The following is a 24,527-nucleotide window of genomic DNA, read 5'->3' as shown; positions in this document are numbered from 1 at the left end:
TAAGCGGCGAAAAGAAGGGGAACAAGCTTAAACCTTCGTAATGAAACGGACTGAGCGACTCAGCCCGTTTCTGTTTAACATTTATTTAGGAAGTGAAGAAGCGATAAGTGGCGGTGTAAGGCACTTTGAGCGTCGCGCCGTACTGCGCTTTGGCACAAATGGCCTTGCCGGTGGTGCCGCCGTGGGTGTCTACGCGCTGTATTGTCGAGATATGCGCGAAGATGCCCGGCAGCTGGTGCGACGAGCCGGAAAGAATCAACCACGGAATGTCATTGGCATCGGGCGCGGCCTTGGTGGCGCGGACTTTACCGCTCACCTGACTGCCGTCCAACGCCTGCCACTGCGGGCCGTCGAAGTGCTTGGCGACTAAATCCGTCATCGCTTTATCGCTAAAAAGATCGGCTTCTGGTGCCTGAAACACCCACTTGCCGGTCTGGTTGTCGTCGTTGGCGGCGCAGCGATAGATCTGCACGCCGCGCGCGTAGAGCTGGGTTTGTAACTTCTCCCAAGAGGCCATTTTCCAGCTACCCGCGACGGCGTCGCTGTTGCCCGCCCATGCGCCGACTGACAGCAAGGCTAACGCGGCTAATGCTAAACGTGGACGCGTGATACTTACCATTTGGTCACACCACACACCATGCGCGCACCGCCACCGCCGAGCATGGCCGGATGGTCAGAATGGTTGTCGCCGCCTGCGTGGATCATCAGCGAATGGCCGTTAACGTCAGACATTTTCAGGCGCGGAGCCATCACCGGATAGGTGGCGGTGCCGTCCATGCCGACATACAGCGCAGGCAGGTCACCCAAGTGGCCGTTGCCCCACGGGCCTTCATGCTTGCCGGTGTGAGCCGGGTCTAAGTGGCCGCCAGCAGCCAGACCGGCCACCATTTTGCCGTCTTGCTTGGCCGGGCCGCAGTCTGGATTGGTATGAACGTGGAAGCCGTGAATGCCCGGCGGCAGCCCTTTTAGGTTAGGCGTAAACAGCACGCCGTACTGCGTGGCTTCAACAGTGATGGTTCCCGCTGGCTTGTAAGTGCCATCGGCAAAGACTTCATTCATTTGAACAGTTTGAACCGTTGCAGCATGGGCCACACCGGCAAATGCCAACACGGAAGAGAGTAGGGCAGCGTGCTTGATTGTGCGTAGTAAAGTCATTATTTCCCCTTGGAACAGTCAATGCTGGAAACCAGCCAAGCTTATGGGGGCGCCACCGAGGTTATAACCCCGTTGTTCAGCCCTCAGCTAAGTAGTTATAACGACAACAATGGTTCCAACTGGGGCGACTATCGCTTTAATAAGCCAAACCGATGATTTCCAACGCGAGTGATGACACGGATCATGACGGGAGTCATGGGTGGTATGGCTTAAGAATAATAGTCAGCGGGGTAGTGCGCGAATAAGGATAAGCAGAAGTGTGACAACTAGAGGCAAACAGCGGAAGGAAGTCTTACAGAGGTGGGTTTTAATCAATAGTCGTCTTCAACGTCTTTTGCTGCGGAGCGAAACACTAACGCCGCGACAATGACGATGACAGCCAAAATACCTAAGATTATCAGCGCTATCTTCATAGATAGTTGCGCCCCTCTAGCAACAAGTTTGTTCGAGTCGGATTTTAACGGCTCTATAAACGGCGAGTAAACAAAGTATAGAAGGGTTTTTAGTAACCATACGTAACTTTCTCATTTTATTCGATTTGATAGACAGCGCCTTCCAACAAGAAGGCGCTGAACGTTTTTAACCTCCCCAGTTGTGATATTCGCCTTTTCGCTTACGCGGGGCGGTTTCGGGGAGCAGGGCCAGCCCGATGATAGACACCACGCCGAGCACCATCATATAAATCGCTAGCCCGTGGTAATCACCGCCGGTGACCTGCAAAATTTTCACCGCCACCAAGCCCAGCACGCCGCTGCCGATAAGTGAGCCTATCTGCCAAATAAGCGCGATGCCGCTACAACGAATTCGCGTTGGGAAAAGTTCTGGGAAATAAGAGGCTTGCGGTGCGTAACACATGCTGTGGCCGAAGGTCAGCGCCAGAATCATGGCGATTTGCGTCATCCAGAAACTGTCGTGTTTAAGCACCAGAAAGAACGGAATGATGCCAATCACCAGCAATAGAGCACCGGCCATATAGACAGGTTTCCGACCAATTTTGTCAGAGAGATGCCCCATAAGCGGGATCGAGAAGATTTCGAGGATCACCGCCACAATCATGGTTTGCAGCAGGATGCTTTCACTCAGATGGTTGGCTTTGCCGAAGGCCAAAATAATCACCGTGAACATGGCGAAGGCGCAGGCTTCAATCAGCTTGGCGCACACCCCTTTGGCAATAATGCCGGGATAGAGCTTGACCACTTCGACCACCGGACGCGACTCCACCGCCTTGGTTTTACGGATTTCGGCGAACACCGGCGATTCGTCGATACGCAGACGAATAAACAACCCGACAATCACCAGCAGCAGGCTCAGCAAGAAGGGAATACGCCAGCCCCAGTCGAGCATCTGGCTTGGGCTAAGAGTGGCGGTGAGCAGGGCAAACAGCGCCGATGGCAGCAAAAAGCCTAATGGCGCGCCAATCTGTACCCAACTGGCAAAGAAGCCGCGCCGCTCGGGGCGGGAGTATTCCGCCGTCATCAGCACGGCCCCGGCCTGTTCACCTCCCACGCCAAAACCCTGCAGCACGCGAATCAAGATAAGCAGCGCCGGAGCCCAGAAGCCAATCTTCTCGTAAGTCGGCAGAATCCCAATACAGAATGTCCCCAGACCGACGATGAGAATGGTGATCACCAAGGCTTTTTTGCGCCCGACCTTGTCGCCGATATGACCAAAGACAATGCCCCCGAGCGGGCGGGCGAGGAAGCCGACGGCGTAGGTGGCAAAGGCCGCCAGCGTGCTGACCAGTGGGTCAGAGCTTGGGAAAAACAGCTGCCCGAAGAACAGGACGGCGGCGGTGCCGTAGGCGAAGAAGTCATAATATTCTGCTGCCGTACCAATCGCCGATGCTCCCGCGACGCGTCTTAACAGTGCGCGTTCTTCTTGTGGGGTATGGGCGTTTGCGGCTGGATGTGCTGATGAAACCTGAGACATATGCAGGGCTCCGGTTGTTAAAAAGCAGGCTTACCAAGGGAATAACTCCCCGCAATGGTCTGCGGGGAGGGGAGGTTTACGACTGGGTCACGCCGCTCAGCGGCAGGTGTTTTGGCGGTTTAATGACGAAGAACACCAGAATGGCGCCCAGCGCGGCAACGCCACCGGCCAGCATAAAGGCACTGTCGAAGCGCCCGGTGTTCTGCACGATATAACCGGTCACTACCGGGCCGATGATGCCCGAGACGCTACCAATCAGATGGATAAATCCGCTGGTGCCGCCAACGCGCGACTTATGTACCACGTCCTGAATGATCGCCCAGTAGATAGCCCCGGTGGTGTAGAGGAAGAAGATAGAAATCGACATCAGCACCACTGCTGGCACCACGCTGGTCACTACACCCGCCAGCGCCACGCAAACTGCCGCCGCCAACAGGCTGACTACCAGAATGATTTTGCGCGACAGCAACAGGCGTCCGGTGATGTTGAAAATCTTATCGGAAATGATACCGCCCAGCGCCAGACCGACGAAGCCGACAATCCATGGGATCACCGTGGTCAGGCTCATCTCTTTGATATTCAAGCCGTGGGCCTGTACCAGATAAGCCGGGAACCAGCTGAGAAAGAAGAACAGAATGTAGTTGTAGCTGAAGAAGGCGAAAGCGGTGACCAAGATGATTGGCTGACGCAGGTAATAGCCTAAGCCGTGAGCGGCCTGCGCTAAGTCCTCTTCTTGGGTCAGATTTTCATTTTTCATCTGGTCGATGAGACGCAGCTCATCTTGAGAAACGCGCTTACTTTTCAGCGGGTTGTCCGCCACGGTAAAGAACCACACCAGCATCCAGACGATACCAATTGCGGCAATCACCATAAAGGCCGGACGCCAGCCGAAGGAGATTGCCAGATAGCCGACAATCGGGCCCGCCACCGCGCCGCCAAGGGGCGAACCGGCACTGAGCAGCCCCATGGCGGTGGCCGCCTGTTTCTTCGGGAACCAGCCGTTAATCATCTTATTGGCCGAGGCGCAGATTGGCCCTTCCGCCATGCCGAACAGCACGCGTAGGATAAGCATCGAGTAGAAGCCGGTGGCGATAGCAGTCATGCCGCAGAAGATTGACCACAGGCCGACGGCGATGCCGAGCACCAGCGTCGGGCCAAACTTATCCACCGCCAGCCCGCCGATAAAGTTAAAGATGGCATAGCCGAAGAAGAAACTGCCGAAAATCATCCCGAATTGCTCAGGATTGATGGTCAGCTCTTTTTCAATCATCGGCACGGTTATCGACAGCGCGACGCGGTCGAGGTAGTTGATCATGTAGACCATAAACAGCAGGAATACGATGATCCAGCGTAGGTTTTTAAACATAGGTGCTCCACTGAGTATTGTGTTTTTTTAATTAGTGTTGCGTTCTGTAGGGTGTTGACGACTTAAAAAGTAAGGATGAAAACTCACCCTTCCTGGACTTCAGATTTCTGCTTTAACCCTGCGCGCTTTCCATTGGCGTACTTTCCATAGGGAATGTCAGCAGCACCTTACAACAGGCGCGCTGGTCCTTCTCGAACAGGGTCATGGCCGCTTTTACGTCGCTGGCGGACATCCAGTGCGTCACCAACTTCTGCGGGCTAATTTTTCCTTGCTCCATCCATTCAATCACCTGTGGGAAGCGATGACTGTTGAGGCGCGAGGAAAACAGAGAAATTTCTTTGCTGGTAATACTCTGTTGGGTCAGCGGGCTGGCTTCGCCGGAGAAGCCCATCATGCCGATACGCGCCGCCGGCGAGGCCAGCAGAATCGCTTCTTGCAAGATAGCCGGATGACAGGCGGCATCGACGATAACCGTCGGCTTCACGCCCTCTGCCGCCAGCGCGTCAGCTACCGACTGATGCTGATTATTGATGGTCCAGTCTGCGCCGCTTTCCCGCGCCATGGTCAGGCGTTCATCAATGCGATCGGCGACGATCACCTGCTTCACGCCATAAACCCCTTTCAGCACTTGGATCACCGTCAAGCCCATCGGCCCCGCGCCGTAAATCAGCGCGATGTCCTGCGGCTGTGGCTTGAGGAAGGCGGTGATGTTGGCGGCGATGGTGAAAGGCTCCACCATGCTGGCTAGCTCATCGGGAATGCTGTCCGGCACCACGTAGGCATTACTGGCCGGGACGCAGGCCGCATCGCTAAAACCGCCGTCGCGGTGAACGCCGATCACTTGCAGCGTGCTGCACACGTTCGGCCTGCCGATAGAGCAGGGGTAGCAGTGGCCGCAGCTCACTACCGGGTCAACCACTACGCGCTGGCCGATACGGCTGCTTTCTACGCCTTGGCCCACGGCGTCAATATGGCCGAAGAACTCGTGGCCGATGACGCGCGGGTATTTCGCAAAGGGGTTGTGCCCGTGGTAAATGTGCACGTCGGAGCCACAAATTCCGGCATAGGCTAGTTTCACTCGCACCTCGCCCGCCGCAGGCTGCGGCAGGGGCTTCTCTGCAATAATGAGTTCGCCGGGCTGTTGGATAACAACGCTTTTCATGATGATTTCCTTACCAGTTCCACAGAGTACCGTCATCCAGACGAGCTACCGGCAGGTGTGCCGGTTCATACGGATATTTCGCGGCCAGTTTCTCGTCAAACTCAATGCCCAGCCCCGGTTTTTCACCCGGATGCATGTAGCCATTGTCGAAGGTCCAGTTGTGCGGGAAGACTTCCAGCATCTGCTCGGAATAGCCCATGTACTCCTGCACGCCAAAGTTCGGCACCCACAGGTCAAAGTGCAGGGCGGCGGCCATGCAGATAGGAGAAAGGTCAGAAGGCCCGTGCGAGCCAGTGCGCACCTGATACAGCGAGGCAAAATCGGCGATGCGACGCATGCCGGTGATGCCGCCCGCGTGGGTCAGCGTGGTGCGGATATAGTCGATCAGCTGCTCTTCAATCAGCTGTTTGCAGTCCCAGATGCTGTTGAACACTTCGCCCACGGCAATCGGCGTGACGGTGTGCTGGCGGATCAGGCGGAAGCACTCTTGGTTCTCAGCCGGGGTAGGGTCTTCCATCCAGAACAGGCGATGCTCTTCGACGCTTTTACCAAAGCGCGCGGCTTCGATAGGGGTCAGGCGATGGTGCATGTCGTGCAGCAAATGCTCATCGAAACCAAATTTATTGCGCACCGCCTCGAACAGTTTTGGGGTGAAATCGAGGTATTTTTCGGTGTTCCACAGCTGCTCTTCCGGCCAGATGCCTTTGGTGGCAGGCTCGTAAGCCAGACCTTTGCCTTTCGCCATGCCGTAAGTGGTTTTCATCCCCGGCACGCCGCACTGGACGCGAATCGCCTTGAAGCCCTGCTCTTTATGCTTGGCGTAGTCGTCCAGCACTTCATCAATGGTGTGGCCGGTGGTGTGGCAGTAGACCATCACGCCGGTGCGCGAAGCGCCGCCCAGCAGCTGGTACAGCGGCATATTGGCGGCTTTGGCCTTGATGTCCCAAAGCGCCATATCCACCGCCGAGATAGCCGACATGGTCACCGGACCACGACGCCAATAGGCACCTTTGTAGAAGAACTGCCAGATATCCTCAATCTGATGCGCGTCGCGGCCAATCAGCTGCGGGCAGACGTGATCTTTCAGATAAGAGGCAACCGGCAGCTCGCGGCCATTAAGCGTGGCGTCACCAATCCCCGTCAGGCCACTGTCGGTGGTGATTTTCAGGGTGACAAAGTTACGACCCGGACAAGTGACAAATACTTCAGCGTTAACAATTTTCATCAATCAAACCTTTTTCCAAGCAGGAAGAGAGAGTGCATTGAGTAAAAAATACGCTTTATGCTGACTACCATACAAGTATCCATGTCGGATTTTGCAGGAGAGGATCACAAAGATCTTGCGGGGAGGGGGTGAGCCGATAAGCCTTCTCCGGTTTAGGAAGAAGGCGAGGACGAGGTTAGCGGAATGCGAGAAAGTGGCGGTTAGCCCAGCAGGGCGCAGTGTGGCGGCAGGCGACACTGAATGGCATTGGGCAGAATTTCAATATGAAATTCAGTGCCGGTCAGCGGTTCGCCGTCCAGATTGAACGTCATGTCGTGCGGCGCTTTAATTTCCAGCCAAGGCAGAGAGATAGAAATAACGTTTTTATTCTCTTCATTGCTGACCAGACTGCGAATAAACGACGGCAGAAGCTCTTCTGAAGTGAGCAAACGCAGTTGCAACAGGCCGTCGTTAATCAAGGCGTCCGGGCAAATCTGCTGCCCGCCACCGGCCTGACGACCATTGCCGATGCCAATCACCAGCGCGTCGCCAGCCCATGAGAAATCAGGCCCGGTGATTTCGCAGCTGTCGGCTTTGAGAGTATCCATGCGCAGCAGGCCGTGGATAAAGTAAGAGACGCCGCCGAGCGCCGATTTCAGCTTTTCAGGCGTCTCGGTAGTGATACGCGTGCCAAAACCGCCGGTAGCCATATTGATAAAGTAGCGATCGCCGTTGACTCGGGCGAGGTCAATATCTACCGCGCGGCCTTTAATCGCCAGACGCAGGGCCTGATCGAACTCCGGCGGGATGCCACAGCTGGTGGCGAAATCATTGGCGGTGCCCAGTGGCAGCAATCCTAGCGCCGGGCGCTGGCCCTCTGGCAATTTGGCGAGCGCGGTGGCAACTTCATTGATGGTGCCGTCGCCGCCACCGGCAATGACTGTTTCACAACCTAACTCAATGGCTTCGTGCACATAGCGCGCCGCGTCGCCGTGCTCCCAGGTGACACGGACGGCAAGGGCAACGCCTTCGCTGCGCAGGGCGTAAATGGCTTCGCGTAACATCTCATTGCCTGCCCCTTTTCCATTTAATATCAGAAGCGCCTCGGGCGTTTCTTTTATGCTTTCCTTCATTAATTTCTCCTGTCCGTAACAAGGTTCAGACTCTACCTCTAAAGATAGATGACAAACAACCGCGACGGCTATCGGAATAATCAGGTATTCCAAAGGCAAATCTCAGCGTTATTTTCTGCGGATTAATTAAACGAGGGAGTTAATAGGGGGATTTGTTAATTGAGCCGGTGAATGATTTTCTATTTACTTATAGGAGTTATTAATTCTATTAACCTATTTTGTTAATAGAATTGAAGTGAGGAATAATAAATCTATATATAAAAGAAAAGCCAGCTCAAGGGAGATTGAGCCGGCCAAGGAGGTGGTTCTTAGTATCGTTCGATAGTTTATTTTTCATTCGTCTAAATTGCGAAGAGGATAGTATCTAAAGCCTTTGTTGCTGAATGTGACCGGATTCTTACTTTTAGATTTTTTATTGTTTTTGTTTTATTTAAAGCCAATAAAAAAACGCCACTGAGCGTGGCGTAATTATCACTGAATTATTAAGGTCAGGATTTCGCGTGAGGGTTACGCGTGTCAGTCTCTACCAGATTGCGCAACAAAATAGCGAATTCTAAATTGATGTCTTCTGGCAGTGAAACGTAAACAATATGACCATTTCCCGGCGCGACATCCACCGGCTGACCTTTTTTATTGCGTAAGGCTTCGAGGGTGAATTGCACATTTCCCTTCGGCGTCATCATCTCGACGCTGTCACCGACGCTGAACTTGTTTTTGACGTCGATCTCCGCCCAGCCGTCAACGCGATTGCCGGTAAATTCGCCGACAAACTGCTGGCGGTCGCTCACCGAGTGGCCATATTCATAGTTCTGCTGCGCGTCGTGGGTGTGACGGCGCAGGAAGCCTTCGGTGTAGCCACGGTGCGCCAGCCCTTCCAGCGTGGTCAGCAGGCTTGGGTCGAAAGGCTTGCCTGCGGCGGCATCATCAATTGCGCGGCGATAGACCTGCGCGGTGCGGGCGCAGTAGTAGAAGGATTTGGTGCGGCCTTCGATTTTAAGCGAATGCACGCCCATCTGGGTCAGGGTTTCAACGTGCTGAATGGCGCGCAAGTCTTTGGAGTTCATGATGTAAGTGCCGTGTTCATCTTCAAAGGCACTCATATATTCGCCGGGGCGCATCGCCTCTTCCAGCATATACACTTTATCCGTTGGCTGGCCGACGCCGAGGGTTGGCTCGACCTTTTCAGCCGCAGTGACTTGTTTTACCGCAATTGGCTCATACTGGTGGACGATATTTCCGAGGTCATCCTCTTTGCCTTCCTGCACCTTGTATTCCCAGCGGCAGGCATTGGTACAGGTTCCCTGATTAGGGTCGCGCTTATTAATGTAGCCCGACAGCAGGCAGCGGCCGGAATAAGCCATGCAAAGTGCGCCGTGGACGAAGATTTCAATTTCCATATCCGGCACCTGTGCGCGGATCTCGGCAATCTCTTCCAGCGACAGCTCGCGAGACAAAATAACGCGCGTCAGCCCCATCTGTTTCCAGAATTTCACCGTCGCCCAGTTCACCGCATTGGCCTGCACCGACAAATGAATGTCCATCTGTGGGAAGGCTTCGCGCACAATCATAATCAGGCCGGGGTCGGACATGATCAGCGCGTCAGGGCCCATGTCGATCACCGGCTGCAAGTCGCGCAGGAAGGTTTTCAGCTTGGCGTTGTGCGGCGCGATGTTAACCACCACGTAGAATTTTTTACCCAGCGCGTGGGCTTCGTTGATGCCGATAGCCAGATTCTGGTGGTTAAATTCGTTATTGCGCACCCGCAGGCTGTAGCGCGGCTGACCGGCGTAAACCGCATCTGCGCCATAGGCAAAGGCGTAGCGCATGTTCTTCAGCGAACCGGCCGGAGAGAGTAATTCCGGAGTAAACATAAGCAATCTCAGTCTGATATCAAGTCAGGGCCGTCCCAGTGAGGGGGCGACGAAAGGCCGAAATTGTAGCTTCTGAAAATGCAAAAAGCAGCCGATTAGTATGGGTATTTGAGGTTTACTGGGGCTAGATCAATTTTGCGCAATGTATCGCAGATTTGGCTCCCTCTCCTTGAGCAAGGAGAGGGCGAGGTGAGGCTGAGTGTTGAGCCTAGCTGGTCAAATCACGGATATCCGTGGTCGGGCCGTTTTTAGTGACGGAGGCAATGCCTTTACGCGCCGCCGCGTCAGTGGTGTACATTTCGCTGACGCCAATGATCTGGTGGTTTTTCGCCTTGAGGACAAAATAGTGCTGACCGTCTTTTGCCGGTTTCACTTCGTACTGCTTCTCATCCGGGGAGTTAGTCTGCACCGAGGCGATGCCGTTCTCGGCAGAGGCTTTGCTGGCGTACATTTCGCTGGTGAGAATGATCTCGCCATTGCCCGCCTTTAAATTAAAGTGGAACTGTCCATTCTTGGCTTTCTTGAGCTCGTAGTGACCGGTAGCCATATAAATTTCTCCAGTGAGTGATTTCATCCAGAGATAAGTGTAGTTAATGGCTGATTTTTCACAGGCAGCGCTCCGCCGCCTGATGTTTTTATAACCAAAACTGTGATCTGTTTAACAGACTCTCACGTTCTTTACATTTATCAGCCGCCGGTCGCGGCGCTTAAATGATCTGGCAGGGTTCCGCTTCCCAGCGATATCCCACGCCGTAAACCGCGCGAATAAAGGCTTTATCGCCGTCGATGGACTCCAGCTTGCGGCGCAGGTTCTTGATATGGCTATCAATGGTTCGGTCGGTCACCACGCGGTAGTCATCGTATAAATTATTTAACAGCACTTCGCGGGTGAAGACGTAACCCGGCTTGACCGACAGGGTTTTCAGCAGGCGGAACTCAGCTGGCGTGAGGTCCAACTCGTGGCCCTGATAGCTGGCTTGGAAACAGGCTTCGTCGATATGCAATCCGAAATCTTCGCTGACACCCTCCACCGGGCGCACGCAGCGGCGCAAAATAACTTTAACGCGCGCCACCACCTCACGCGGGCTGTAAGGCTTGCAGATGTAGTCATCCGCGCCGATCTCCAGTCCCAGCAGGCGGTCGATCTCTTCAGTTTTGGCCGTCACCATCATGATCGGAATGTCGGAGAACTGGCGAATGTCGCGGCAGATGCTCAGGCCGCTGATGCCCGGCAGCATTAAATCCAGCAGGATCATCGCCGGAGGATTCGCTTTCACCAGCGGCACCACGTCACTGCCGTTGGACAGCCACTGGGTGGCGTAACCGGCGGCTTCGAGGTAGTCCACCAGCAGCTGGCCCAGCTTTGGCTCATCTTCAACAATCAAAATTTTCAACGGCGCGTTGGCGGAGAGTGTGGAGTCGTTCATTAGTTTCTCTGTCCGTGTGGAATCGAAAGCGGCAGGCAAATCGTCATACAGACGCCGCCGGAAGGTGAATGGCTGGCGCTAATCCGCCCGCCGTGTGCTTCAACGATGTTCTGGCAAATCGCCAGTCCAAGGCCGGAGCCGCCGCTGGCGCGGTTGCGTGAACCTTCGGTACGGTAAAATCGCTCGAAGATGCGCTGGAGCTGCTCGTCGCTGATGCCCGGCGCGCTGTCTTGGAAGCTAATGTGCAGCGATTTGTCTTTTTTGCTGGCGATAATTTCTAAGCCGCCACCTGCATCAGTATAGCGCAGGCTGTTTTCCAGCAAATTGTTGAACAGCTGGGACAGGCGCTGCGGGTCGCCGAACAGCATCACTTTTTCCGGCAGTTGGGTGGTCAGAGTTAACTGCTTTTGCTGGAAACGGTCGCGGAAACCGGCCTCGGCCAGTTGGATCAGATGAACAATGTCGATCTCTTCTTTGCGATAGGCCAGCGCGCCCGCGTCCGACAGCGACAGCTGGTGCAGGTCATCCACCAGTTTGGTCAGAATCGAGACTTCGGACTGGAGCGAGCCGAGCGAGTCGAGGGACATCTTGCGCACGCCGTCCTGCATGGCTTCCAGCTCGCCGCGCAGCACAGCCAGCGGAGTACGCAGCTCGTGGGAGATATCAGCCATAAAGGCGCGGCGCATCTGCTCATTCTTCTCAAGGGTGGTCGCCAGCTGGTTGAAGTCCTGCGCCAGCTTGCCGAGTTCGTCTTGGCTGTCCACTTTCACTCGTGTGCTGAAATTGCCCGCCGCCAGCTGATGCGTACCCTTCACTAAACGCTTAACCGGCGCCAGCATGCCGCGCGACAGCAGCCAAGTGACCGCCGCCGCCAGCAGGGCGGTGAAGCCGACGATGATCCAACTGGTGCGATTCTGCTGGCGATCAAAGTTGATGTCGGCATTGCGCGTCAGGCGCTCGGCGGGGGTCGACAGCACGGTGCCGATAGTCACGCCATTTACCACCATCACGCGGCGCGGGCCGCGCATGTCTGGCGGGATCGGGTAGTCGGAGCCGCCAATCCGCTGGTCATGGCTGTCGAGGATCCAGAACTTGGTGCGCCAGCCCTGCGGCGGCAGGCTGCTGCCGTTGCTCTGCTCGAACGAACGCATGATCTGGTAGATCAGCTTGTCATTTTTTTGCAAAAACTCCCAGTTGCCGTGCTGCTTGTACTGGTCTTGCAGGGTGTCAGCCAGCAGCTCGACGCGTTGCTCATTACTCTGGCGGATATAGTCGATGAATCCGCGTTCGAAGCTCATCCTCACGCCCCAGTTCATGGTGATTAACACCAAGCCGCAGGTGAAGAAGATAGCCATAAACAGCTTGGCGGTAATTCCTGGTCTCATGATTTTCTCATCGGATCGGGTGAGCCTGCTTGCGCGCGGCGACGGTCAATCAGGGCATTTTTTCGGTCATCGTTCGGCACGCGGGAGAAAATCCACGCCGGAATAGCGATAACCAAGGTCATGCATAAATAACAATAAAGGAACGCGGTGTGCATGTTCTCGCTGCCCGCCTGCACCTGCTGATGGGCGAACAGGCCGAGGAAGATACCGGCGACGCTCACCCCAACGCTCATCGACAGCTGCATGATCATCGACAGCAGGCTGTTGCCGCTGCTGGCAAGGCGCGGCGGCAGGTCTTTCAGCGTTAGCGTGTTCATCGACGAGAAGCGCAGCGAGTTCACCATTCCTTGGAAGAACAGCACGATTGGGATCATCCAGAACGCGCCGTAAATGGCGATCAGCGGGAAGACTAAGGTTATCAAGGCCAGCAGCAGCGTGGCGGTGACCAGCGCCCGGCGATACCCCAGTTTGTTCACCAGCCGCACCACCACGCGCTTCATCCCCATGCTGCCGAGCACCATCGGCACCATCATCAGCCCAGCGTGGAAAGGCGTAAAGCCGAGGCCGAGCTGCAAGAAGACCGGCGTCATAAAGGGCAGCATGCCGCTGCCGATGCGGCCAAAGAAGCTGCCAATCAGGCCAATTTTAAAGGTGGCGGTGTGGAACAGACGCAGAGAGAACAGGGCGGAGAGGTTACCGCGCGCGTGCAGCCAATAGATGCCGAGCGAAGCCAAACCGACTGTCACCAGCAGCGCCAACTGCCAGCCCGACAGCCCCAGCCCGCGACTGCCGTCCAGCGCCAGCGTCAGCGTCGCCATGCCTATCGCCAGCATCACAAAGCCGCTGATGTCGAAGCGCCGGGTCTGCATCTGGTAATTGGGGATAATCATCACGGTGGCGATACAACCGGCGATGCCCACCGGCAGGTTAATCAGGAAGATCCAGTGCCAGCTGGCATACTCCACCAGAAAGCCGCCGAGCGCCGGGCCAAGCAGCGGGCCGACCTGTCCGGGCAGCGTCACCATGGTCATCGCCGCCATATATTCACTGCGCGGCACGATTTTCAGCACCGTCAGCCGCCCGACCGGCACCATCATTGCGCCCCCCACGCCTTGTACCACGCGGGACATCACCAACTCCTGCAAACTGGAGGACTGCGCACAGAGCAGCGAGCCGACGGTGAACAGCACAATCGCCGAGAAGAACACCCATTTGACGCCAATACGGTCGGCCAGCCAGCCGCTGGCGGGCAGCATCACCGCCACGGTCAGCACGTAGGCCACCACCACGCTGTGCATATGCAGCGGGTTTTCACCCAGACTCACCGCCATCGACGGCAGGGCGGTATTGACGATGGTGGTGTCGAGCGCCTGCATAAAGAAGCCGAAGGCGACAATCCACAGCTGCCAGCGAACCGAGGGCGGCAAAGGCGCGGGTGGGGGTGTTTCTGTTATTTCTGTCGGTGAAGTCGATGAAGTCATTAATCCGTATCCGCCAATGGCGCAATTTTGGTTGTTGTTGAATTAGGGCTAAAGCGGCTGCGCAATCGGTCAAAGAACAGGTAAACCACCGGCGTGGTGTAAAGCGTCAGCAGTTGGCTCATTGCCAGACCGCCAACAATGGTGATGCCGAGTGGCTGGCGGAGTTCTGCACCATCGCCCGAGGTGAGAACCAGCGGCAGCGCGCCAAACAGCGCTGCCAGCGTAGTCATCATGATTGGCCTGAAACGCAGCAGGCAGGCTTGGAAGATAGCTTCGCGGGCGGTGAGCTGACCCCGCCTTTGCGCATCGAGCGCGAAATCCACCATCATAATAGCGTTCTTTTTCACGATACCAATCAATAACATAATGCCAATCAGAGCTATCAGGCTAAAGGGCGCGCCAAACAGCTCCAGCGCCAACAGCGCACCCACTCCGGCTGACGGCAGGGTAGACAATATAGTCAGCGGGTGAATGTAACTCTCATATAATATGCCCAACACAATATACACCGTGGCAATGGCGGCGATAATCAGCAATAGCTGGGAACGCAGCGTTTCTTGGAACACCTGCGCCGTCCCGGCGAACTGGCCGTGAATGGTCGCTGGCACGCCGAGCTGGGTCATGGTGCGCTCAATCGCCGCCGAGGCGTCGGACAAACTGCCGCCCTCCGGCAGGTTAAACGACACCGTCCCCGCCGCCGACATCCCCTGATGATTGACCTGCAACGGTGCGCTGGCGGGCTGCCACTTGGCGAAATCAGACAGCGGGATCGACTTCCCTTCACTGTTAATAATAAACATTTTGCTCAGCGAACTGACATCTTGGGTGTACTGAGGTGCGACTTCCATCACCACTTTGTACTGATTGAGCGGCTGGTAGATGGTGGAAATCTGCCGCTGGCCGAAGGCGTTATTGAGCAGGGCGTTGGCCGCCGAAATGGAGATCCCCAGCCGGGCCATGGTGGCGCGGTCGTAGGTCAGCTGCATCTCAGCACCTTTATCCTGCTGGTCGGAACTGACGTCAGCCAGCTCCGGCAGGTTGGTCAGCGCATCGGTGACTTTCGGCACCCACTGGCGTAAATCCTGCAAATTGTCCGACAGCAGCGTGTATTGGTAGCTGGCGTTGCCCTGACGCCCGCCGACCCGCACGTCCTGCACCGCCGAGAGGTACAACCCCGCGCCCGGCTCTTGGGCGGCGGCCACGCGAATACGCGCAATCACCTCTTGGGCATTGCTTTTACGCTCGGACAGCGGCTTGAGCGAAATAAACATCATGCCGCTGTTAGTGCGCGACCCGCCGGTATAGCCGGTGACGTTGGCGACATCTTTGTCCTGACTGACGATGCGAATGAAGTCCGACATTTTACCGCGCATCGCCTGAAACGAAATGCTCTGGTCGGCCTGAATAAAGCCCATCAGCCGCCCGGTATCCTGCTCGGGGAAGAAGGTTTTGGGGATGGAAATATAGAGCCAGACGTTGAGCGCGATGGTCGCCAGCAGCACCACGCCGACCCAGCGCGCGTGGTTGAGCACCCAGTTCAACGAGCGGCCATAGCCCTGCTGCATGCGCAACAGCAGGTTGGTCAGCCCCCGCTTCTTCGGCTGTTTTGGCAATGATGAGGCGCGCAGCATCCAGGCGCACATCATCGGCGTTAAGGTCAGCGAGACGACGAGCGAAATACCGATAGCGACCGACAGCGTCACCGCAAATTCGCGGAACAAGCGCCCCGGCAGACCACTCATTAGAAGCAGCGGGATAAACACCGCCACCAGCGAAACGCTCATCGACAGCACGGTAAAACCGACTTCTTTCACCCCTTGCAGAGCGGCGTTCATCGGTTTCATCCCCGCTTCGATATGGCGAGAAATATTCTCCAGCACCACGATGGCGTCATCCACCACAAAGCCGGTGGCGATGGTCAGCGCCATTAATGACAGGTTATTGAGGCTAAAGCCGCACAGATACATAGCGGCGAAGGTGCCGATCAGCGAAACCGGCACCGCCACGGCGGGAATAAGCGTGGCGCGACCCGAGCGCAGGAACAGGAACACCACCAGAATCACCAGCCCGACGGCGATGGTCAGCGAGGTTTCGACCTCTTCCAGCGAGGCGCGAATGGTGGGCGAGCGATCCTGCGCCACCTGCATGTCGATAGAGGCGGGCATGGATTCGCGCAGAGCCGGAAGCTCGGCGCGGATCCTATCAATGGTGGCGATGATATTGGCGTCGGCGCTGCGGCGGATCACCACCAAAATCGCCGGGCGCACGCTGCCGTCGGCCAGACTGGTTTGCCCGGCATTGCGCTGATCCTGCACGCCATCGGTGACAGTGGCGACATCGCTCAGGCGCACGGTGTTGCCATTGCTGACGTGGATCACCAGCGGCGCGTACTCTTTGGCGGTTTTCAGCGCGTCGTTGGTGCGGATTTGCCAGTGCGAGTTGCCATCTTCCAGCGCGCCCTGCGGCTTGCGCACGTTGGCGGCGGCAATGGTTTGGCGCACCGCGTCAAGGGAGACGCCCTGATTAAACAGCGCTTCCGGATTGAGATCGACCCTCACCGCCGGTAAAGAACTGCCGCCGACCGTCACGTCGCCCACGCCGTCCATCTGCGAAATAGTCTGCGCCAACTGGGTGGAGGCGTAGTCGTAAAGCTGACCCTGACTGTAGGTGTCGGAGGTCAGGGTGATTATCATGATCGGCGCGTCGGACGGGTTGGCTTTGCGATAGGTCGGGCGGCTCGGCATGCCCGAAGGCAGCAGGCTTTGCGCGGCATTAATCGCCGCCTGCACGTCGCGCGCCGCGCCGTTGATGTCGCGGTCAAAGTCGAATTCGAGGGTGATACGGGTACTGCCGAGCGTGCTGGTGGAGGTCATTTCATTCACCCCGGCAATGGTGCCCAAGGTGCTCTCCAGCGGCGTAGCCACCGAGGCGGCCATGGTTTCCGGGTCAGCCCCCGGCAGTGACGCGGTGACCGAAATCACCGGGTAATCTACCTGCGGCAGCGGCGCGACCGGCAGCAGGCGGAACCCCAAAATCCCCGCCAGCAGGATAGCCAGCGTCAGCAGGGTAGTGGCCACCGGGCGATGGATGAACAGCGCGAAAACCTTCATCCGTCAGTCCGTGGCGTGCTGGCGCGAGGGCGAACGCGGCGCGCCAGTTTATCAAACAGCAGGTAAATCACCGGCGTGGTGAACAGGGTCAGCACTTGGCTGACAATTAGCCCGCCGACCATACAGATCCCCAGCGGGCGGCGCAGTTCGGCACCCACGCCAGTACTGAGCATCAGCGGCAGCGCGCCGAGCAGCGCCGCCAGCGTGGTCATTAAAATCGGCCTAAAGCGCAGCAGGCAGGCTTGATAAATTGCCTCATACGGCGTCATGCCCTGATCGCGCTCGGCGGCCAGCGCGAAGTCGATCATCATGATGGCGTTCTTTTTCACGATACCAATCAGCAAAATAATGCCGATGATGGCAATCACGTCCAGCTCGCTGCCCGCCAGCATCAGGGCCAGCAATGCGCCGACCCCCGCCGTCGGCAGAGTCGAAAGAATGGTTACCGGATGAATAAAGCTCTCATAAAGCACGCCGAGCACGATGTACATCGCCACTACCGCGGCCAAAATCAGCCACAGCGTGCTGCCGAGCGCGGCTTCAAACGCCAGCGTCGCCCCTTGGAACTGCACGCTGATGTCCGCAGGCATCGCCAGATTCTGCTGGGTCTGTTTAATCGCCTCAACCGCCTCGCCGAGAGAATAGCCCGGCGCGACGTTAAACGACACGCTGGCCGACAGGAACTGGTCAAGGTGATTGACCGACAGCGCGGTTTTACGCTGCTCGAACTGGGCGATGGCGCTGAGCGGAATGCTGTTGCCGTTGCTGCCGTTCAGGCGAATATCCTGCAACGCGCTGAAACCCGGCGTTTGCGCCGTGTCATGCACCAGCACCACGCGATACTGATTGGCTTGGGTATAAATAGTGGAAATCAGCCGCTGGCCGAAAGCGTTATACAGCGCGTTATCGACGTCGGTCAGGCTGATGCCCAACCGGCTGGCGCTGTCGCGATCCACCTTGATATAGGCTTCCAGCCCCTGATCCTGCCAGTCGCTGCTGACATCCTGAAGCTGCGGCAGAGTGCGTAATTGCTCCAACAGCTGCGGCACCCAGCGGCCGAGCGAGTCCGTGGTCAGGGTTTGCAAGGTGAACTGGTACTGCGTGCGGGCGACTTGGGTGTCGATGGTCAAATCCTGCACCGGCTGGAGGTAAAGATCGACCCCCGGCACCTTGGCAACCTCGTCGCGCAGGCGCGGGATAATGGCATCAACCCGATCGCTGCGATCGCTCAACGGCTTCAAGGCTATCTGCAAGCGTCCGGTATTCAGCGTCGGGTTCGCGCCGTCCACGCCGATAAACGAGGTCAGGCTTTCGACATCCGGGTCTTGCAGCAAAATCGCCGCTACCTGCTGTTGGCGTTCCGCCATATTGCTAAAGGAAACCGACTGCGGCGCGACCAGCGTGCCCTGAATCAGGCCGTTATCTTGTACCGGGAAAAAGCCTTTTGGGATCAGCAAATAGAGCAGGGCGGTGAGCGCAAGCGTGCCCAGCGCCACGCCGAGCGTCAGCCACTGGTGGCGCAGCACCACCGTCAGCCCGCGACCATAAGTAGCAATCACCCGGTCGAACATGCGTTCGGAAGCGCGCGAGAAACGGTTCTGTTTGCGCAGCGATTCGTGGCTGAGCATGCGGGCGCACATCATCGGGGTCAGAGTCAGCGACACCACGGCGGAGATCAGAATGGCTATCGCCAGCGTGACGGCGAACTCGCGGAACAAGCGCCCGACGATATCCCCCATAAACAGCAGCGGGATCAGCACCGCAATCAGCGAGAAGGTCAGGGAGATGATGGTGAAGCCGATTTCACCGGCCCCCTTCAGCGCGGCATTGAGTGGCGTTTCGCCCTTTTCGATGTAGCGCGAAATGTTTTCGATCACCACGATGGCGTCATCCACCACGAAGCCGGTGGCGATGGTCAGGGCCATCAAAGTTAGGTTATTAACTGAAAAACCAAGGAAATACATCGCGGCGAAGGTGCCAATCAGCGACAGCGGCACTGCGACGCTGGGGATAAGCGTCGCCGCCATATTGCGTAAAAACAGGTACATCACCATCACCACCAGCGCGACGGAGAGCAGCAGTTCGAACTGCACGTCGCTCACCGAGTGGCGAATGGTCACGGTGCGGTCAGTGACCAGCTCGACCTTAACTGATTTCGGCAAATTCTCTTGAAGCGTCGGCAGAATGTTGCGGATGCTGTCCGCCGTGGTGATCACGTTGGCCCCCGGCTGGCGCTGAATATTAAGCACGATGGCGGGTTTTTTATCCGCCCAAGCCGCCAGTTTGTCGTTTTGCGCCCCTTGTTCAATCTCCGCGATGTCCTGCAGTCTGACTGGCGCGCCGTTTTGGTAGCTGACCACCAGCGCGCGGTAGTCGGCGGCGCTTTTCATCTGGTCATTGGCTGACAGCGTGACCGAGCGCTCCGGCCCGTCGAAGCTGCCTTTGGCCGAATTAACGTTGGCCGCCGCAATTGCCGTGCGCACCTCTTCGCTGGTTAAACCCAGCGCCGCCATGGCGGGGGCGTTGAGCTTGACCCGCACCGCCGGGCGCTGGCCGCCGGAGATGCTCACCCGACCAACGCCGCTGACCTGCGCCAGCTTTTGCAACACGCGGGTTTCGACTAAGTCTTCCACCGCCGTCATCGCCATCGCGCTGGAGGTCACCGCCAGCGTCATGATTGGCGGGTCAGCCGGGTTAACTTTGCTATAAACCGGCGGGTTCGGCAGGTCGGTCGGCAGTAAGTTGGTGGCGGAGTTGATGGCCGCCTGCACCTCCTGCTCGGCGACGTCCAGCGACAGGTCGAGGCCAAACTGCAAGGTAATGACCGACGCGCCGCCGGAGCTTTGCGACTGCATCTGTTTCAGGCCGGACATCTGCCCAAACTGGCGCTCCAGCGGGGCGGTAATGGCGGAGGTGGTGACGTCAGGGCTGGCACCGGGATAGAGCGTAACGACCTGAATAGTCGGGTAATCTACCTCCGGCAGTGCGGCGACCGGCAGGGCGCGGTAGCCAATAATGCCCGCCAATAGAATGGCGATCATCAGCAGCGTGGTGGCGACCGGGCGGAGGATAAACAGGCGGGAAGGCCCGCCCTGTGGTCTGTCTGGCATCACCTGCATCAGGAAGAGGACCTCTGGCGATGGTGTTTGCCCGCGTGTTTCTCAGCGTTTTTCTCCGCCTCGGCGGCCTGCGCGGCGGTTTGCGGCGCAATCACCTCCACCGTCGCACCTTCAGTCAGGCGGTCGATGCCGTCAGTGACCACGTTTTCCCCGGCACTCAGTCCGCCGGTTATCACGGTTTGTTGGCTGTCTTGGGTGCCGGTGGTGACAATGTGTTTGCTGACTTTCTTATCACCGTCCACCACCCAGACGAAGTGGCCTTCGTTGCCCATCTGCACGGCGGCGGTTGGCACCACCACGGCGTTTTGCAGGGTGCCGATTTTCAGCCGCGCATTGACAAATTGATTAGGAAACAGCGCGTTATCCTGATTATCAAACCGCGCTTTCAGCTTGATGGTGCCGGTGGTCGGGTCTATTTGGTTATCCAGCGTCAGCAGTTGTCCCTGCGTGAGCTGGTGCTGATTGGTTCTGTCCCAGGCTTCCACCACCAGCGGTTGTCCGGCGCGCTGCGCTTCAACAATGGTGCTGATGTTGGCTTCCGGCAGGGTGAAAACGGCGTCAATCGGCTGAGTTTGGGTGAGGATGACAATGCCCGTGGTGTCGCCGCTGGAGATGATATTGCCGATATCCACCTGCTTAAGGCCGACGCGGCCATTAATTGGCGAGGTGATTTTGCTGTAAGTCAGCTGTAGCTTGGCGCTGTCCACCGCGCCTTTATCCACGGCCACGGCACCTTCGCTCTGGCGCACCAGCGACTGCTGGGTGTCCAACTCTTGGCGCGAAACCAGATTGGTTTTCACCAGTTGCTGATAGCGATCTAAATCGCGACGGGCGTTGTCCAGCGTGGCCTGATCTTTGTCGAGCTGGCCCTGCGCCTGCGTCAGCTGAACCTGAAACGGCCGCGGGTCGATTTCCGCCAGCAGGTCACCGGCTTTCACCTGTTGCCCCTCGGTAAAGTGCAGCGCCATTAGCTGACCGTCTACCCGGCTGCGCACCGTCACGGTGTTCGACGCCGTCACCGTGCCAAGCCCGCTGAGGTATTGCGGCACAGATTTCTCAACCGCCAGCGCCGCCTGCACCGGCGGCATCGGCATATTTCGGCGGCCCCCGCCCGAGCTTGCCCCGCGTTTTTGCTGAGTCGCGCCCGGCGCGTTGGCCGTAGGAACAGAAGATTTATTGGCGTAGAAATACCAAGCGGCCAGCGCGGCAATGACCAATACCAGCAAAGTAATAAACAGTCTCAGAGGGCTTTTTCGCACAGTATTGATCTTCTCTTGGTAGATAAATCTTATTAATTAAAGGGTAGCAATGATTCACGCCAGTCTGCGGTCGTTTTTCGATTCTTTTACGGCTTATATTGTAGCCAGCGGAAGGCAATGAAAAATGGAGGAAATAAGGAGAGATTTTCATAATTTGTGTAAATAAAGCCTTATCCGGACTGACTTTTTTCCAACGGATGCTACTGTTATTGTTCACCTTAAAATAGTTAATAAGCGAAGCATTATTCACGTCAGAAAAAAGGGAAACGTTATGAGTAAAAGAGAATTAGGTCGTTCAGGAATTCAGGTACCAGTGCTCACTTTTGGTGGCAACGTATTTGGCTGGACGGCGGACGAATCGACATCTTTTAGCCTTCTCGACGCCTTACTTGACCATAAGCTTAATTTTATCGACACCGCGGATGTTTATTCCAGCTGGGTTGAAGGCAATAGCGGCGGCGAATCTGAAACTATTATCGGCAAATGGCTGAAAAAAACCGGCAAGCGCGACCAGATTATTTTGGCGACCAAAGTCGGCAAGCCGATGGGTGAGGGCAAAGTGGGGTTGTCGCCTCGCTACATCAAACAGGCAGTTGAAGCCTCTCTGAAGCGCCTGCAAACCGACCATATCGACCTTTATCAGTCGCACGATGACGACGCCGACACGCCATTGGCCGAGTCGCTGGCCGCCTTCGATGCCTTGATTAAAGAGGGTAAAGTGCGCGCCATTGGTGCCTCGAACTACAGCGCGCCGCGTCTTGCAGAAGCCTTGAAAGTGAGTAAAGAGAATGGATTGGCGCGCTATGAAACCCTGCAACCGCTCTACAACCCGTATGACCGTAAAGTCTACGAAGAAGCGTTAGAGAAAGTGGTGACGGACAATGGTTTGGGCGTGATCAACTTCTACGGCCTTGCCGCCGGTTTCCTCACCGGGAAGTACCGCACCAAGGCCGATGCCAGCAAAAGTAAGCGTGGCGAGTCGGTGATTGAGCGCTACCTGAATGAGCGCGGGCTGAAAGTATTGGCCGCCTTGGATAGCGTGGCGAAGAAGCACGGCGCTAAGCCGGGGCAGGTGGCGCTGGCGTGGCAGATTGCCCGCCCAAGCATCACCTCGCCAATTGTCAGCGCCACCACTCTTGAGCAGTTGGATGAGCTGGCTAAAGCCGCCACCTTGAAGTTGGACGACGCAGATATTGCGTTGATCAATGAAGGCAGCCGCTGGGAGTAAGCCCGTTTGCCAGAAATAAAAAAACCGCCCGAGGGCGGTTTTTTATTGCAGCTAACGCTTAGCGGAACAGCGTTTGCGCCCAGCGCGCCAAACCGGCGGTGACCGAGCCAAAGTCGTTGCCACCGACCAGTGGAATGCCCGGCAGCTGTGCCTGCAACGCGGCGCGCAGCAGCGGCGAACGGGCGCTACCGCCAGTCAGGTAGATAACGTCCGGCTTGATGTCGCTGGTGGAGAGCGCCAGATTTACCTGCTCCTGAATGCGCTCCAGCGGCTGGGCGATAGCCTCGCTCAACTGCTGCTGGCTGATGCTTTCCGCCAGACCGGCTTCGATAAACTCTAGCCCGGCGATCACGCTTTCACGCTCCGACAGCGCAATTTTGCTCTCTTCTGCGGCACGAACCAGACGGTAGCTCAGGCGCTGCTGATGGACTTTCAGCAGGCGCTTCACTTGGTCAGGCTGCGCGGCGTCGCGAATCAAATCGCGCAGCATGCGGCCATTAGCGACGCTGTAGAAATCAGCCTGCGCTGGCACGTCATTGGTCGCCACGGCGTTCCAATAAGGCAGCGCGGGAATGGCGATCCCCTTGGTCATTTCAGTGCCCATGCCCAGTTGTGGAGTCAACTGTTTGAAGGCGGTCATGATGTCGAGGTCGTTACCGCCAACGCGGCAGCCGCTGTGCCCCAGCAGGCTTTGCTGGCGCTCGGCTTTATCACGCCACTGCGGGCCCATCAGCAGCACCGAGCAGTCGGTGGTACCACCGCCGATATCCACCACCAGCACGGTTTTCTCTTCCGTCAGCGTGGCTTCAAAATCCAGCCCCGCCGCGACAGGTTCGAACTGGAAAGCGATATCGCGGAAGCCCGCACGCTCGGCAGCGCGCTGCAAAATGCCCTGCGCCTGACGGTTTGCCTCTTCGCCACCCATCCCTTGGAAGTTGATCGGGCGACCAATCACCGTCTGCTCGATGCTCTGCTGCAAAGAATTTTCAGCCTGACGCTTGATGTGGAACATCATGGCGCAAACCAAGTCTTCAAACAGGGCAATCTGTTGCGGTTTTAAGCCATTAGCGCCCAAGAAGGATTTCGGCGAGCGCACGAAATAGACTTCTTCCGGGTCTTCCATATAAGTAGAAAGCGCGTGCAAGCCAAAATTAACGCTGTTGGCATTGACCGGAATATCTTCTTCCCGGTTAAAACTGATACTGCGGCGCAGCAGAGCTAAATTCTCATCGCTGCCCGTAGGAACCTGCCCGTGACGGTTCAGCCATTCGCTGACCGCTTCACGCGTAGGCGCACACAGCATGGAGGGTAAATAAGGATCGTTGTTTTCCAACGCCAATAAGTGGGCGTCATTGTCGCGCATCACTGCTACCGAGCAATTCGCTGTGCCGTAGTCAAATCCAATAAACATCACGGTTCCCCATGCCAAAGAAGGGGGGGGACTTTATGTGGTTTTGGTTTTAATTTCAAATTTAAGTGTGGGGTGGGAGCCTACGGCCTCAGAAGCTTTAAATTCAACTTCAAAACCTTGCGTTGCCACGCAAACTGGCCCAGAAGGCGCGTAAGCGCGCGCCCTCTGGACTCCCGCGCTTTTTATTGCTGGAAGATCGAGGCTGCGCAGGGTTGGGATGGACATGTTTCAGCAACCTTGATGATCGTCGCGAAGTGCCGCCGCTTAGGCGGTTCCCTCAGTTCGGG

The 24,527-nt window shown here is 56.9% G+C and carries 17 protein-coding genes; 1 reads left to right on the top strand and 16 read right to left on the bottom strand.

Features of this window, described 5'->3' with window-relative positions:
• Nucleotides 1-85: 85 nt before the first annotated feature.
• From GEAM_RS12970 to GEAM_RS12900, 15 genes are all read right to left on the bottom strand, one after another.
• Nucleotides 86-619: a DUF3455 domain-containing protein gene (locus GEAM_RS12970; RefSeq protein WP_034792160.1), complete on the bottom strand. Its 534-nt coding sequence runs from the start codon at nt 617-619 to the stop codon at nt 86-88.
• A complete protein-coding gene (gene sodC, locus GEAM_RS12965) occupies nt 613-1,137 on the bottom strand; it encodes a superoxide dismutase [Cu-Zn] SodC (protein ID WP_244956672.1) in 525 nt (174 codons plus the stop codon). The genes GEAM_RS12970 and sodC overlap by 7 nt, the downstream gene beginning before the upstream one ends.
• A 597-nt stretch (nt 1,138-1,734) precedes the next feature.
• Nucleotides 1,735-3,084 carry an MFS transporter gene (locus GEAM_RS12960; protein WP_034792157.1) on the bottom strand — a complete coding sequence of 450 codons (1,350 nt, stop codon included), beginning with the start codon at nt 3,082-3,084 and terminating at the stop codon, nt 1,735-1,737.
• A gap of 76 nt (nt 3,085-3,160) precedes the next feature.
• The gene (locus tag GEAM_RS12955; RefSeq protein WP_034792156.1) at nt 3,161-4,450 is read right to left on the bottom strand and encodes an MFS transporter; all 1,290 of its coding nucleotides are present in this window, start codon (nt 4,448-4,450) and stop codon (nt 3,161-3,163) included.
• A gap of 112 nt (nt 4,451-4,562) precedes the next feature.
• Complete coding sequence (locus GEAM_RS12950) at nt 4,563-5,612, bottom strand: Zn-dependent oxidoreductase (protein ID WP_051899505.1); 1,050 nt, start codon at nt 5,610-5,612, stop codon at nt 4,563-4,565.
• Nucleotides 5,613-5,622: 10 nt separating this feature from the next.
• Complete coding sequence (gene manD, locus GEAM_RS12945; protein WP_034792155.1) at nt 5,623-6,837, bottom strand: D-mannonate dehydratase ManD; 1,215 nt, start codon at nt 6,835-6,837, stop codon at nt 5,623-5,625.
• Between the two features lie 200 nt (nt 6,838-7,037).
• Nucleotides 7,038-7,949: a lipid kinase YegS gene (yegS, locus tag GEAM_RS12940; protein ID WP_034792153.1), complete on the bottom strand. Its 912-nt coding sequence runs from the start codon at nt 7,947-7,949 to the stop codon at nt 7,038-7,040.
• 488 nt (nt 7,950-8,437) lie between these two features.
• Nucleotides 8,438-9,820, bottom strand: a complete 1,383-nt coding sequence (gene trhP, locus GEAM_RS12935) for a prephenate-dependent tRNA uridine(34) hydroxylase TrhP (protein ID WP_034792151.1) — start codon at nt 9,818-9,820, stop codon at nt 8,438-8,440.
• Between the two features lie 208 nt (nt 9,821-10,028).
• Nucleotides 10,029-10,367, bottom strand: coding sequence for a YegP family protein (locus GEAM_RS12930; protein ID WP_034792148.1), 339 nt, complete (start codon nt 10,365-10,367; stop codon nt 10,029-10,031).
• Between the two features lie 160 nt (nt 10,368-10,527).
• Nucleotides 10,528-11,247, bottom strand: coding sequence for an envelope stress response regulator BaeR (gene baeR, locus GEAM_RS12925; protein WP_034792146.1), 720 nt, complete (start codon nt 11,245-11,247; stop codon nt 10,528-10,530).
• Nucleotides 11,247-12,632, bottom strand: coding sequence for an envelope stress sensor histidine kinase BaeS (baeS, locus tag GEAM_RS12920; protein ID WP_034792144.1), 1,386 nt, complete (start codon nt 12,630-12,632; stop codon nt 11,247-11,249). The genes baeR and baeS overlap by 1 nt, the downstream gene beginning before the upstream one ends.
• Nucleotides 12,629-14,113: a multidrug transporter subunit MdtD gene (mdtD, locus tag GEAM_RS12915; protein WP_034792142.1), complete on the bottom strand. Its 1,485-nt coding sequence runs from the start codon at nt 14,111-14,113 to the stop codon at nt 12,629-12,631. The genes baeS and mdtD overlap by 4 nt, the downstream gene beginning before the upstream one ends.
• Nucleotides 14,113-17,223, bottom strand: a complete 3,111-nt coding sequence (gene mdtC / locus GEAM_RS12910) for a multidrug efflux RND transporter permease subunit MdtC (RefSeq protein WP_034792140.1) — start codon at nt 17,221-17,223, stop codon at nt 14,113-14,115. Before mdtC ends, mdtD begins: the two co-directional genes overlap by 1 nt.
• Nucleotides 17,220-20,342, bottom strand: a complete 3,123-nt coding sequence (locus GEAM_RS12905; protein WP_034792139.1) for an MdtB/MuxB family multidrug efflux RND transporter permease subunit — start codon at nt 20,340-20,342, stop codon at nt 17,220-17,222. Before GEAM_RS12905 ends, mdtC begins: the two co-directional genes overlap by 4 nt.
• Complete coding sequence (locus tag GEAM_RS12900) at nt 20,342-21,601, bottom strand: MdtA/MuxA family multidrug efflux RND transporter periplasmic adaptor subunit (RefSeq protein WP_150385457.1); 1,260 nt, start codon at nt 21,599-21,601, stop codon at nt 20,342-20,344. The genes GEAM_RS12905 and GEAM_RS12900 overlap by 1 nt, the downstream gene beginning before the upstream one ends.
• A 271-nt stretch (nt 21,602-21,872) precedes the next feature.
• Between GEAM_RS12900 and GEAM_RS12895 the strand changes: the two genes are divergently transcribed.
• On the top strand, nt 21,873-22,829 hold the full coding sequence (locus GEAM_RS12895; RefSeq protein ID WP_034792135.1) for an aldo/keto reductase: 957 nt from the start codon (nt 21,873-21,875) through the stop codon (nt 22,827-22,829).
• Between the two features lie 58 nt (nt 22,830-22,887).
• Here GEAM_RS12895 and yegD read toward each other — a convergent pair whose 3' ends face one another.
• The gene (gene yegD, locus GEAM_RS12890; RefSeq protein ID WP_034792134.1) at nt 22,888-24,240 is read right to left on the bottom strand and encodes a molecular chaperone; all 1,353 of its coding nucleotides are present in this window, start codon (nt 24,238-24,240) and stop codon (nt 22,888-22,890) included.
• Between the last annotated feature and the right edge of the window lie 287 nt (nt 24,241-24,527).

This window comes from Ewingella americana ATCC 33852, from assembly GCF_000735345.1.
GTDB lineage: Bacteria > Pseudomonadota > Gammaproteobacteria > Enterobacterales > Enterobacteriaceae > Ewingella > Ewingella americana.
Note: the sequence above shows the minus strand (reverse complement) of the source record. Positions and strands in the feature narration are given on the sequence as shown.

Coding starts and splice junctions, on each gene's coding strand:
- GEAM_RS12970 (WP_034792160.1), bottom strand. CDS start 619: ATGGTAAGTATCACGCGTCCACGTTTAGCATTAGCCGCGTTAGCCTTG.
- GEAM_RS12960 (WP_034792157.1), bottom strand. CDS start 3,084: ATGTCTCAGGTTTCATCAGCACATCCAGCCGCAAACGCCCATACCCCA.
- GEAM_RS12955 (WP_034792156.1), bottom strand. CDS start 4,450: ATGTTTAAAAACCTACGCTGGATCATCGTATTCCTGCTGTTTATGGTC.
- GEAM_RS12950 (WP_051899505.1), bottom strand. CDS start 5,612: ATGAAAAGCGTTGTTATCCAACAGCCCGGCGAACTCATTATTGCAGAG.
- manD (WP_034792155.1), bottom strand. CDS start 6,837: ATGAAAATTGTTAACGCTGAAGTATTTGTCACTTGTCCGGGTCGTAAC.
- yegS (WP_034792153.1), bottom strand. CDS start 7,949: ATGAAGGAAAGCATAAAAGAAACGCCCGAGGCGCTTCTGATATTAAAT.
- trhP (WP_034792151.1), bottom strand. CDS start 9,820: ATGTTTACTCCGGAATTACTCTCTCCGGCCGGTTCGCTGAAGAACATG.
- GEAM_RS12930 (WP_034792148.1), bottom strand. CDS start 10,367: ATGGCTACCGGTCACTACGAGCTCAAGAAAGCCAAGAATGGACAGTTC.
- baeR (WP_034792146.1), bottom strand. CDS start 11,247: ATGAACGACTCCACACTCTCCGCCAACGCGCCGTTGAAAATTTTGATT.
- baeS (WP_034792144.1), bottom strand. CDS start 12,632: ATGAGACCAGGAATTACCGCCAAGCTGTTTATGGCTATCTTCTTCACC.
- mdtD (WP_034792142.1), bottom strand. CDS start 14,113: ATGACTTCATCGACTTCACCGACAGAAATAACAGAAACACCCCCACCC.
- mdtC (WP_034792140.1), bottom strand. CDS start 17,223: ATGAAGGTTTTCGCGCTGTTCATCCATCGCCCGGTGGCCACTACCCTG.
- GEAM_RS12905 (WP_034792139.1), bottom strand. CDS start 20,342: ATGCAGGTGATGCCAGACAGACCACAGGGCGGGCCTTCCCGCCTGTTT.
- GEAM_RS12895 (WP_034792135.1), top strand. CDS start 21,873: ATGAGTAAAAGAGAATTAGGTCGTTCAGGAATTCAGGTACCAGTGCTC.
- yegD (WP_034792134.1), bottom strand. CDS start 24,240: ATGTTTATTGGATTTGACTACGGCACAGCGAATTGCTCGGTAGCAGTG.